The 12,443-nt window shown below is 68.8% G+C and carries 9 protein-coding genes; 4 read left to right on the plus strand and 5 right to left on the minus strand.

Annotated elements, in window-relative coordinates; translation table 11 throughout:
• Nucleotides 1-78: 78 nt before the first annotated feature.
• The 4 genes from ACWF99_RS31005 (at nt 79) to ACWF99_RS31020 (ending at nt 7,439) form a co-directional block, all read left to right on the plus strand.
• On the plus strand, nt 79-972 hold the full coding sequence (locus ACWF99_RS31005; protein ID WP_452538117.1) for an NADP-dependent oxidoreductase: 894 nt from the start codon (nt 79-81) through the stop codon (nt 970-972).
• A gap of 169 nt (nt 973-1,141) precedes the next feature.
• Nucleotides 1,142-2,809 (plus strand): fatty acyl-AMP ligase, encoded by a 1,668-nt coding sequence (locus ACWF99_RS31010; protein ID WP_379312705.1) that lies wholly within the window; start codon nt 1,142-1,144, stop codon nt 2,807-2,809.
• Nucleotides 2,810-2,820: 11 nt separating this feature from the next.
• Nucleotides 2,821-3,087: an acyl carrier protein gene (locus ACWF99_RS31015; protein ID WP_101469269.1), complete on the plus strand. Its 267-nt coding sequence runs from the start codon at nt 2,821-2,823 to the stop codon at nt 3,085-3,087.
• Entirely contained in the window at nt 3,084-7,439 is a 4,356-nt protein-coding gene (locus ACWF99_RS31020; RefSeq protein ID WP_452538118.1) for a type I polyketide synthase, read from the plus strand. The genes ACWF99_RS31015 and ACWF99_RS31020 overlap by 4 nt, the downstream gene beginning before the upstream one ends.
• Before the next feature lie 9 nt (nt 7,440-7,448).
• Here the strand turns inward: ACWF99_RS31020 and ACWF99_RS31025 are convergent, their stop codons facing one another.
• The 5 genes from ACWF99_RS31025 to ACWF99_RS31045 all read right to left on the minus strand — a co-directional run bounded on the left by ACWF99_RS31025 (nt 7,449) and on the right by ACWF99_RS31045 (nt 12,442).
• A complete protein-coding gene (locus ACWF99_RS31025; RefSeq protein WP_378637640.1) occupies nt 7,449-7,676 on the minus strand; it encodes a hypothetical protein in 228 nt (75 codons plus the stop codon).
• Between the two features lie 339 nt (nt 7,677-8,015).
• Nucleotides 8,016-9,341 (minus strand): diacylglycerol/lipid kinase family protein, encoded by a 1,326-nt coding sequence (locus ACWF99_RS31030; RefSeq protein WP_452538119.1) that lies wholly within the window; start codon nt 9,339-9,341, stop codon nt 8,016-8,018.
• A 9-nt stretch (nt 9,342-9,350) separates the two neighbouring features.
• Nucleotides 9,351-9,716 carry an amphi-Trp domain-containing protein gene (locus ACWF99_RS31035; protein ID WP_452538120.1) on the minus strand — a complete coding sequence of 122 codons (366 nt, stop codon included), beginning with the start codon at nt 9,714-9,716 and terminating at the stop codon, nt 9,351-9,353.
• A 118-nt stretch (nt 9,717-9,834) separates the two neighbouring features.
• On the minus strand, nt 9,835-11,463 hold the full coding sequence (locus ACWF99_RS31040; protein ID WP_452538121.1) for a serine/threonine-protein kinase: 1,629 nt from the start codon (nt 11,461-11,463) through the stop codon (nt 9,835-9,837).
• A gap of 91 nt (nt 11,464-11,554) precedes the next feature.
• Nucleotides 11,555-12,442 (minus strand): DUF4231 domain-containing protein, encoded by an 888-nt coding sequence (locus tag ACWF99_RS31045; RefSeq protein WP_378637631.1) that lies wholly within the window; start codon nt 12,440-12,442, stop codon nt 11,555-11,557.
• Between the last annotated feature and the right edge of the window lies 1 nt (nt 12,443).

Below are 12,443 nucleotides of genomic sequence, written 5' to 3' on the forward strand. Positions count from 1 at the left end.
GCTACCAGTTAGGAATCTGTATCAGTTATGAACTCATATCCGTTTCAAAATACTAACCGTTAGTGTTACGTTCGAGGCATGAAAAAAGTGAGCTTCGCCGAGTTCGGCGGTCCGGACGTCCTGCAACTCATCGATGCCGAGGAGCCCCATGCGGGCCCCGGCCGGATTCGCATCGCGGTGCGCGCGGCGGGCGTCAACCCGGTGGACTGGCGGCTGCGCGAAGGCCAGGTGCTCGGGGCTCATCCGATCGCCTTGCCCGCCGGTGTCGGGCTGGACGCGGCCGGGGTGGTGGACGAGGTCGGCGCGGGCGTCGACGGAGTCGAGGTCGGCGACCCGGTGTTCGGCGAAGGCTCGAGCACCTACGCCGAGTTCGCCGTGCTGACGGCCTGGGCCCGCATGCCGGAAAGCCTGACGTTCGAGGAAGCCGCCGGGTATCCGTCCGTGGTGGAGACCGCGCTGCGCGTCATCGGCGAGGTCGGTGTGCAGGCCGGGCAGACGCTGCTGGTCAGCGGCGCGTCCGGGGGTGTCGGATCGGCGGTGCTGCAGATCGCGCGCGAGCGTGGCATCACGGTGATCGGCACCGCGGGGGCCGCGAACCAGGACTATCTCCGGAGCCTCGGCGCCCTCCCCACGACGTACGGCGAGGGGTGGGTCGAACGGGTGCGCCGGTTCGGGTCGGTCGACGCGGCCCTCGATCTGGCGGGCTCGGGGGTGATCGGCGAGCTGGTCGAGCTGACCGGGGATCCACAGCGGGTGCTCACCATCGCCGATCTCGGTGCGCCGGCGCTCGGGGTCCGATTCTCCGGCGTGGCCGGGAGCGTGCCGGACGCGCTCGCCGAGGCCGCCGCCCTCATCTCACAGGGCACACTGCGTATCCCGGTCGAGAAGTCGTACTCGCTGGCCGACGCCGCCGCGGCGCACATCGACAGCCAGGCCGGTCACTCACGCGGACGCCGGGTCATCGTCATCTGAGTTGTTCACGCGCGATCGCACCGAGGCCGCGGTGGCCCACACCCAGGGGTGGACAGCGGCCACCCCCGGGTTCGCTGGGTGATACCTGCGGGCACTATCCGGACCGCCACAGAGAGCGGATAGTCATAGTCACCCCCTATGACTTTCTCCCCTGTGAAGGAAAGGCCACATGCAGCCCAGCTACGTGCACCACGTCAGGCAGCAGGTTCGCGTCTACGGCGAGACCCGCTCCTACATCTACCTGCGTGAGGCGGGGCGCGAGCTCGTCGAGGAGGTCGTCACCTACCGCGATCTCGATCGCGATGCCAGGGCGCTCGCCGCGTGGCTGGCCGATCGCCCGGAATCGACGGAACCCGTCGTTCTGCTCTACCACGACGGTATGGCTTTCCTGCGAGCCTTCCTCGGCTGCCTCTACGCCGGCGTCATCGCAGTGCCCGCGCCCCTGCCGCACGACGAGCGCAGCACCCGGCGCGTAGCGGGCATCATCGCCGACTCCGGCGCCCGCCTGGTTCTCACCACCGCCAACTTCCAGCCGATGGTCGCCGCGGCCACCACCGCGGCCGTGGTGGCCACCGACGAACAGCTCGGCGACCCCGACGCGTGGCGCCTGCCCGACATCGACACCGGGACCATCGCGTTCCTGCAGTACACGTCCGGCTCGACCGGCACACCCAAGGGTGTCGTCGTCACCCATGGCAACCTCCTGCACAACGAAGCCGCGATCTCCGCCGCGATCGGGAGCGACGACACCTCGACCGGCGTCACCTGGATCCCGCAATTTCACGACATGGGCCTGATCGGCTCGCTGCTCGCCTCGATCTACGTCGGCGCGAATCTGGTGTTCATGTCGCCCACCACCTTCCTCAAGCGTCCCGTGCGCTGGCTGCAGGCGATCGACAAGTACCGCGCCACCTGCACCGCCGCCCCGAACTTCGCCTATGAACTGATCGCCAAGCGCGTCACCGACGAACAATTGGCCACCCTCGACCTGTCCTCCCTCGAGGTGGCGTTGTGCGGCGCCGAGCCGGTCCGCGAACGCACCATCACCGCGATGCGCGAACGGTTCGCACCCGCGGGGTGGCGACCGACCGCACTGCTGCCCGCCTACGGCCTGGCCGAGGCGACGCTGCTCGTCACTTCCGGGCCGGTCGATGCACAGCCCGTCGTCACCGAAGGGCCCGACAGCATGCTGGTCGGTTGCGGACAACCGGCGCGCGGTCTCACCGTCCGCATCGTCGACCCGCACACCGGGCAGCAGGTCACCGACGACACCGTCGGCGAGATCTGGGTTCGCGGCGACAGCGTGGCAGCCGGCTATTGGAATCGGCCCGAGGAGACCCGGCACACCTTCGACGCGCATCTCGGCGACGAAGGGCCCTTCCTGCGCACCGGCGACCTCGGAATGTTGCGCGACGGCGAACTGTTCGTCACCGGGCGGCTCAAGGACCTGCTGATCATCAACGGCCGAAACCTCTACCCGCAGGATGTCGAGGAACTGGTGGAGGCGTTGCATCCCGCGCTCACCACCGGCGTGGCCGTCTCCGTCGAAGCAGGCGCCCGGGAACGGCTCGTCGTCGTGCAGGGCATCAAGACAGCGCTGCTGCGCGGTACCACCCTCGCCGAGCTGACCTCGACGATCAAGATCGCGGTCGCCCGCGGTTTCGATGTCCCCGCACCGAGCGTCGTCCTCATCGAGAGCCGCTCCGTGCACCGCACCACCAGCGGCAAAGTCCAACGGGCCTCGATGCGCGAGGCCTTCGTCGACAACAGCATCTCGACCGTCCTGCACGAAGACCTCGAACCGGCCCTGAGCCGATCCTCGACCGCCACCCACTGAGGAGCCGAAACATGTTCGCCACCATCACCACTCACGCCACGACGACCCAGGACTGGCTCATCGAGCGCGTCGCCGACTACACCGAACGCGCACCGCACCAGGTGGACCCGACGATCCCGCTCGCCGAACTCGGCATGGACTCGGTGTCGGCAGTGGCCCTGTGCGGCGAGATCGAAGACCGGTGGATGCTCGACATCGACCCGACCCTGGTCTTCGAATACCCCACCATCGCGGCCATCGCCACCTACCTCACCGCCGAAATCGCCGTCGCGGCATGACCGATATCGCTGTCGTCGGCCTCGACTGCCGCTTCCCGCGCGCCGCCGACCCGGCGCGGTTGTGGCAGTTGCTGATCGAGGGCCGCGACGCGATCTCCGAAGTCCCGTCGAGCCGCTGGAACGCCGACGACTTCCACGACCCGGCGGGCGCGCCCGGCACCATCAACACCCGCAGCGGCGGATTCATCGACGACGCCGACGCGTTCGACGCCGAATTCTTCGGCATCACCGCACACGAGGCCGAGTCGATGGACCCGCAACAACGACTGCTGTTGCAGGCCACCTGGCGAGCCTTCGAGGACGCCACCCTCGACCCCCGGGCACAGGCGGGCTCACGGACCGGGGTCTATGTCGGCGTGATGGCCAACGAGTGGGCCAACCTGCAGATGAGCGACTACGCCGCGATCACGCCGCAGCACGGATCCGGCAACGGCTACTTCATGACCGCGAATCGGCTGTCCTACCAGTTCGACCTCGAAGGGCCGAGCATCGCGGTCGACACGGCGTGCTCGTCGTCACTGGTCGCGGTCCATCTCGCGTGCAACGCCCTGGCGGCGGGCGATTGCGACCAAGCCGTCGCGGGGGGCGTCAATCTCGTGCTGACCCCGGCCGTCGGCGTGTTCTACACCCAGGCGGGTCTGTCGGCGCCGGACGCGCGGTGTAAACCGTTCAGCGGCAACGCCGACGGGATCGTGCGCGGTGAAGGCGTGGCGGTGCTCGTCCTGCGCCGCCTGGCGGACGCCGAGGCCGCGGGGCTGCCGATATACGCGGTGATCAAAGGCAGCGCGGTCAACTCCGACGGGCGCAGCAACGGCATCACCGCGCCGAACCGATGGGCGCAACAGAAGGTGATCGGCGAGGCCTACCGGCGAGCGGGCGTACGGCCCGACGACATCGACTTCATCGAGGCACACGGCACCGGAACGGTTCTCGGCGACATGATCGAGGTCAAGGCGCTCGGCAAGCTGCACGGGAGCGACCGGGCGCGGCCCTGCGGGATCGGGTCGATCAAGGGCAACCTCGGCCACACCGAGGGCGCCGCGGGCGTGGCCGGACTCATCAAAGCCGTCCTCAGCCTGCACCACGGTGTGGTCCCGCCATCGAGGTTCGCCGACCAGGAGAACCCTCGCCTGCAGATGGCGCGGCACGGCCTGCGCCTGCTCGACGATCTGATGCCGCTCGACGGACGCGCGCACGGTGGGGTGAGCAGCTTCGGGCTCGGCGGTACGAATGTGCACATGGTGCTGGCGAGCGCCACCACCGCATCGCCCGTGGCATCCGCACCCTCCGAGACGCCCACGGCATCCGGAGCGAAGGTGATCACCCTGTCGTCGGACAGCGAGGATGGACTGCGACGCAACGCGATCCGAATGTCGGAGGCGTTGGCATCGGTGACCGACGACCACTTCGCCCAGTTCTGCTGGACGAGCAATCAGGTCAAGTCGTCGGGTCGGCACCGGCTCGCCGTCGTCGCCCGCCACCGCGACGAGGCAATCGCGCAGTTGCGCCCCGATGACGGCACAGGCGAAGACGCGAGCCGGCGCCACGGTCTCGCGCAGCCGGTGCGCGCCGGCTGGATGTTCACCGGCCAGGGCTCGCAATTCCCCGGGATGGGGCGGACTCTGCACGAGACGAGCCAGGGGTTCCGGCGAGCACTCGAACTCGTCGACACCGCCATGGCCCCCCATCTCGGCCGATCGATCCGAGATCTGCTGCTCGACGAAGACGCCGACCTCGATCCCACCGCCCTCGCGCAACCGGCGATCTTCGCCATGGAATACGCCATCGCCAAGACGCTGGCCGACCTCGGCATCCGACCGGCCTGGCTGATCGGGCACAGCATCGGCGAATTCGCGGCCGCGGCGGTGGCGGGTGTCTTCGATCTCGACGACGCCTGCAAGCTGGTCACCGCCCGGGGACGGCTGATGCAACGACTGCCGACCGGTGGCGCGATGCTGGCCGTACGCGCCGCCACCGAACGGATCGCCGACCTGCTCACCGGCGAACCCGCCGTTGTGGTCGCCGCTGTCAACGGTCCGGAGGATCTCGTCCTCTCCGGCGACGCCGAGGCGCTGCACCGTATCGCCGCGGCGCTGCGCACCCGGTCGGTGGTCGCGAAGCCACTCACCGTGTCGCACGCGTTCCACAGTCCGCTGATGGCGCCGATGCTCGCCGAGTTCGACACCATCGCCAGTACCTGCTCCTACCGCGCCGCCGCCCTGCCGATCTACTCGACCGTGCACGGCAGGCTTCTCGATCCCGAGGAGGTGATGGACGCCGAATACTGGACCGAACACGTCCGCGCCACAGTCCGTTTCGGCGACGCCGTCCACGCCGCGCTCGGCACCGACCCGACGCACCTCGTCGAGGTCGGCCCCCGGCGCGTACTCGCCGCGGCGGTGCGCAGGGTCGATCCCGGGCTCGGCGCGCGCTGCCTGTCCCCGAGTCCCGGCCCCGGTGCGACCGGCGACGACCTCGCTGCCACCGTTGCCGCGCTCTACCGCGACGGTCTCGACCCCGTGTGGAACGAACTCTACGAACCCGCGCAGCGCGTCCGTCACCGTCTGCCGGTGTACGAGTTCTCCGGCGCGCACCGGTTCTGGGTGGAACCACCCACAGTCGGCGAAGCCGGCGCATCGGCACCCGCACCCCACTCCGCACCTACCGAGGAAACGACGATGGACTCACTGATCGCGCTCTTCCGTGAACAGAACGCGGTACTGGCAGGCCTGCTGGCGACGCCCGGCCGGGCACCCGGCACACCCCTCGACACCGGCTCCGGCTCCGGCTCCGTGCGCCACGATCACGCCCCGGACGCCGCCGCGATCGTCCGCGCGGAAGTGGCCAGGGTGAGCGGATTTCCCGCCGACCGGCTGGAGGACAGCCGAACACTCGGCGACAGCCTGGGCTTCGACTCGCTCATGCTCACCGACCTGTTCACCGGTCTGGCCCGCAAGATCCCCGGCACGACCGTCGACCCTGCCCTGGTCACGGGAACAACGACGCTCGGCGATGTCATCGCCCACTTCACCGGTCGACGCTCCGATCCGCCCGCCGCGCCGAACACGTCGGTCGAGACATCCGAAACCCCCTCCACCGCAACCGAAGCCAGGCAGGCGGGCGTCGCCCCCGAATACCGGATCTCCGACTTCGCCGAGGTGCGGGCCATCACCGACCGGCTCGCGGGCGGCGAAGCACTGGGCCTGGCCAACCCCTACTTCCTGATCAACGACGGCGTCACCCGAGACACCTCGTTCATCGGCGGCACGGAGGTGGTCAACTTCTCCAGCTACAACTACCTGGGGATGTCGGGTCACCCCGCCGTCGTCGCCGCCGTGCAAGACGCCGTGGCCCGCTACGGCAGTTCGGTCTCGGCCAGCCGCCTGCTCTCCGGCGAGAAGCCGATCCATCGTGAACTCGAGGCCGAACTGGCCGCCCTGCTCGGTACCGAGGACGCGATCGCGCTGGTGGGCGGTCACTCGACGAACGTGACGATCATCGGCCATCTGGTCGGCCCCGAGGATCTGGTGATCCACGACAGCCTGGCGCACGACTCCATCCTGCAGGGCTGCCGGCTGTCCGGTGCGACCCGCAGACCGTTCCCGCACAACGACCACGCCGCTCTCGACGCGTTGCTGACCGAGATCCGGCACCAGTACCGCCGGGTCCTGATCCTCATCGAAGGCGTCTACAGCCAGGACGGTGACATCCCCGATCTGCCCGCGATCATCGAGATCAAGAAGAAGCACCAGGCCCTGCTGATGATCGACGAGGCGCACAGCGTCGGCGTGCTCGGCGAGAACGGCGGTGGCATCGGCGAATACTTCGATGTCGACCGCCGTGATGTCGAGCTGTGGTCCGGCACGATGTCGAAGGCGCTCGCGGGCTGCGGTGGCTATGTGGCGGGCAGCGCGGAGCTGGTCCAATTCCTGAAATACACCACCCCGGGCTTCGTCTACAGCGTCGGCATGACACCGATGAACGCGGCCGCGTCCTTGGCTGCGATGCGGCTGTTGCGGGCCGACCACTCGCCGCTCGACCGCCTTCGGCACAATGCGGAACTGTTTCTTCGCCTTGCCCGCGAGGCGGGCATCAACACCGGCGACAGCCACGACACTCCGATCATCCCGTGCATCGTCGGCGACTCGATGAAGACGCTGAAACTGTCCACCGCGCTGCTGCATCGCGCGATCAACGTCAACCCGATCATCTATCCGGCCGTGCCGGAAGACCTGGCCCGGCTCCGCTTCTTCGTCACCTCCTGCCACACCGAAGACCAGATCCGCGACACCGTCGCCGCCCTCGCCGAAGAACTCGCCCGGATTTCCGCCGACGACCTCGTCGACCACTAGCCCTGGCAGTCAGCTGGTCCAGTCGACTCGATCGGCCATGGCGAGGAGTTTGTCGCGGCGGTGCGGGCTGGTCTCGCCGATCCACGAGATCAGGCCGTACACGTGGGCGCGGAAGTCGTTGTGCTCGTCGATGTTAGGCGTGGAAGCACCGGTGCGCGCACAGTTGTGCAGCAGGGCAAGGACGGCGTCGTAGCGGTCGCGGGGTGCGGCCGGGGAATAACCGCATGCCGTGAACACCGCGCGACCGTGATCGTCGGGAAGAAGTCGCGAAGATCGTGTCTGATCACGAGCGCGGAGCCGGCATGCGGAGTGGCGAAAGTTGCTGCGCTGCAACCCTTCTCGAATCCGTGACACGCCGGATTAGCGGGGACGCCCGCGAGAATCCGACGCAGGATCCGGCGCTGGATCTCGCGCAGTCGCACCTTCGGCGCCTCGACGACCCGCACCCCCGTCGCTTTGGGCAATCGCCGATATCGGTAGTGCGACAACGGTTGTGACCACGCGCGGCGCAACCGGCCGCCCCGATCGGCGAACCATTCGAGCCCGATCGGGCAGCTCGACGACCAGGCGGCAGAGCTATGACCCGGAGCGAGCCCAGCGCGCCGTCTGCCACAGTCGTGCCCAGTCGAAGGCCGCGGCAGCGGGACGAACTCCCGGTCGGGTTCTGGGTACTCGCACGCGCAGAGCCGCAGGTTGGATGGTGCACCGGACCGGGGTGCCGAGGAGCATGGATTCGCCGTCGATGCCCGCCGGGATCTCGGGGGTGTCGGCGTCGACGATCAACTCGATCGCCGTTTCCTGCGACAGGCCGCGAAGCCGGGTGCGGCGCAGCAGCCCGACCGCTTCCCTCGTGCTGGTGACAGACAGGGTGACCGCGCCGAGGACACCGCGATCGAGGCGGACGCGACGGCTCAGGCCCGCGAGATCATTGCTGCCGTAGGGATTGTTGCTCACCAGGATCGCCTGTGGTCCGTCCACCACGAGTTCCCCGATCCGGGCGACCAGTCTCGGGCCCCGATGTCCGTTGAGCAGATCGGGAAGCAGCGCCAGCACCGTCGCGGTCTTGTCGTCGCGGTATGCCGGACTGCGCACGATCTCGGCGTAGACCCCGAACGAGGCATTGTTGACGAAGGGCCGTCCGTTGACGGTGCCGAGATCGACGCGCAACTCCACCCCGTCGCGCAGTGCGTCGAGCGAGCGGGTGGGATCGGCGCGATCGAGTCCGAGATCCATGGCGAAGTGATTGCGGGTGCCGGCACTGATCACCAGGAACGGCAGATCGTGTTCGACCGCCACCGCCGCGACCAGGGCCTGAGTCCCGTCACCGCCCGCGACCCCGAGCAGATCCGCACCGTCGGCGACCGCCCGCTGGGCCAGCGCGGTGACGTCGATTTCCTCGGGTCCTTCGAGTAGAGCGACCTGAGCGCCCAGTTCCTCGGCTTTGCGCACGAGGTCGAACTTCGACACCTTCCCGCCACCGGAACGCGGATTCATGATCAGGAACGGGCGCTCCGGTGCTGGAGCGGAGTATTCGGGCATCGTTGTCTCCGCACCGCTGCCGCGCAGGGCGATGCGGGCGGCGCCGATGGTCACCAGCGCGAGCGCACCCGACACCAGGACGACCCACAGCAGATTCGCCCGCACGAACGAGACCACCACGATGACCGGTGCGAGCAGCGCCACCGCCAGTGCCATCCACCGCAGGATTCCGAACCGGGTGATGAACGTGTAGAGCGCCGCCACGGCGACCACGACACCGCCGGTGCCGACGATCAGCAACGCCACGGCGCCGAGCACTCCGGCGGCGAGCACAGGCACCACCACGGCCGCGGCGGCGCAGACGAACGCCAGCCGCGCCCACCAGCGGCGAGCGCGGCTACCGGTGGTGTCCGGGGAGGTCATGGAGCCGGTTCACTTGGCGGTGGTCTTGCGCGCCCGGGGTCGGCGCGTGGACTTGGCCGGTTTCGGTGCCGCTTTCCTTGCCGGTGCGGCTTTCGTCGCCGGTGCCGGTGCCGGTGCCGGTTTCGCGTCGGCCCCTGTCTCGGCGGCCGGATCGTCGTGCCACTTGATCTCTATTTCGATTTCGGTCTCGTCGCCGTCGACTTCGATCTCGAATTCCCAGTGGAGGCGGTCGGCGACGACGATCTCGATCGAGTCGTCACCGGTCTTCAGTTCCACTTCGGATCCGTGGGCGAGGGCCCGTCCGATCATGATGAGCCGCTCGCCTACCTCTTTGCGGGAGAGCTCTGTTTTCCTCTTGATCTCCAACTTCGGCACGGCAACTCCTGACTGGATTCAGCGTGGACGTTCCTCCACCGTAGCCACGGCGGCGAGCCGGACGGATCACCCTTTTCGGATGAGCTGCGCCTGCCGCCGGGGCTTTCGAAACCCCAGCTCAGCCTGCCCGGTCGATGCGGGAGATGCAGTAGCCGTTCGCGGCGTGATCGAGGGTGAGATCGACCGCTGATGCCGCACCGTCCGCACTGCTCACCGGCGCGTTGATGGTTACGACCGAGCCTGTCGAGCCGCGGACCGTGAGTGCCGTGTCCTCGAATCGCCGCACCCCGGACAGGGCGGTGCCCGCCTGCGCGCCGTTGCACAGCAGCGGATAGTCCGGTTCCACGTCGGCCGGGTTCACCGGATCGCCGACCACCCGGCTCAGGTAGCGCTCGACGGTGTAGCGAGCCTGCTCGTCGGTGAGGCCGGTCTTCCATCGCTCGCTCACGGTCGGGCAGCCGTATTCGGATCGCAACTCGCTGGGGCGCAAGCTGACCACGAGGTCCTCGTTCTGCCAGTAAGGCCCGAATTGGCCGAGCACCCCCGGGCGCTGCACCGCATCGATGATCGGCAGGACGTCGCCGTACATCCGGGGGATCTCGGCGGGCGACTGGGTCCAGCATTTGCGGATCAGGGCGCTCATGTCACCGGCGAGGACATCGTCGAGCCAAGGACGCAGAACCGCCGCCGCCTTCGGGCTGTTCGGAACGGCACCGATCCGCGCGGCCTGCGGCGTGGCGGGCGAGTTGGAGGCACCCCTGTCCTGGGCGGTCAGCACGGCGAACGCGGTCACCGCGGCCACCACCGCCGCGCCACCGACACCGAGCAGGACTTTCCTGGTCCGCGACCAGCCAGGAGCCCGCGGCGTGTCCCGCCGCAGCACAGCGGTATCCCCCACCACCGGTGCGCCGGTGAGAGCGGAGACCGCGGCGTCGGCGAGCTCACCGCAGCTGGCGTACCGGTCGCCCGGATTCTTCGCCATCGCCCGCGCGATCACCCCGTCCAGGGCAGGCGGCAGCCCCGGATTGCCGACCGACGGACGCGGCGGCGGCTCGATCAGATGCGCGCTGATCAACGCGGCCGGACTCTCCCGCTGGAACGGCACGAACCCGGTGAGCAGCTCGTAGAGGGTGCCGCCGAGGGCGTACACATCGGTGCGCACATCCAGCGGTTGCCCCTCGAGCTGTTCGGGCGCCGCGTACGCGAGCGTGCCGAGCACCGATCCCGCGGAGGTGAGACTCGTCGTCTCCCCCATGCTCCGAGCGATCCCGAAGTCGGTGACCATCACCTCGTCGGTACCGTCGTCGGCACGCGCGATCAGCAGGTTCGCCGGTTTGATATCGCGATGCAGCAACCCCTGCCGATGCGCGTAGTCCAGTCCCTTCGCCGCCTCGGCGACAATGCGTACCGCCCGCTGGGGCGTGAGCACCGACAGCCCCTGGCGCAGCAGCTGTGCCGCGTCGAGCCCGTCCACGAACTGCATCGCGATCCACAACCGATCGCCGTCGACGCCCCGATCGAAGATCTGCACGACATTCGGATGACGCAGCCGCGCGGCCAGATCGGCCTCACGCTCGAACCGGGCCCGAAACGTCGGCTCCACCGCGAGCCGCACATCGAGCACCTTCACGGCGTCGCGGCGCGGCAGCCGAGGATGCCGGGCCAGATACACCGTCCCCATTCCCCCGCCGCCGAGCCTGCGCTCGATGCGGTATCCCGCAAGGATCGCCTCCGGCCCGAACTCCATCACCACTCCTTCGCGCGACCACCCACGTGACTGCGCTCAGGTTATCCGGCACGGGCCACCCCTGCCGCAACTCGGATTCGGCTGCACGGGTTCAGGTCTCCGCGCGCTCGCTCCATTTCGCCATCCAGCTCGCGTTCTCCATCGAGAAGGTGTTCTCGCAGTCCGCGACGAATTCCGCCCACCGCACCCGATCGGTGGGTGATCCGTCGGCGCGCCACCGATCGAGCCGCCGTCGCAGGCGATCCGCGGTGGCGAGATAGGTCATCACCAGGAAGTCGTACCGCTTGCCCGCGAGGTAGGCCAGCAACGATCCGCTCAGCGTGGTCATGACCGCGACCCACGGAGCGATCCGGCCCGACGATTCCGCGCCGACGCCGGTGTTGATCGCGGCGACGATCGTGGCCGCGAGGCCGAGTCCGATGGCCGCGCGGCGCAACCTGGTCGCGCGGGCGCCGTAGCAGCGGGCCGTCGGCAGGTAGTAGTCGTCGATCTGTGCCCGTACCCGATCGCGGACGTACTCGTCGGGCCGCATCGATCGCGGCGCCTGGACGGCGTCGTCGCCGGGTGCGAGCAGCGGCAGCAGGTCTTCGGCGGCCTGCTCGATGCCTTCGATCTCGGCCTGCAATCGCTCGGTCTGTTGTGCGTCGCCGATGGCGCGGAAGGTGAGAATTCTCTGCTTGATGCCTTCGGAGACCGCCCGCGCCCGGGTCCAGCGGCGGGTCGACTCCGCGGTGAGGTACTGGGCGGTGAGGAACGTCGCCACCGCCAGCGCCACCGCACCCGACAGCGCCACGACGCGGGTCGCGGTGCCGGCCGAGCGCAGGATCGTCGTGGTCGAGGCCGTGGCGATCGCACCCCAGCTGCCGAGGAACAGGACGGTGAGCCGCACTCGATCCAACCGGCGCTTCATCCGGGTAGCGGTGGCCGACCAGCGAGTTCGCCGCTGCCAGAGAGTGTTCAGCAGATCGTCGTCGTACATC

This window comes from Nocardia sp. NPDC055002, assembly GCF_053608825.1.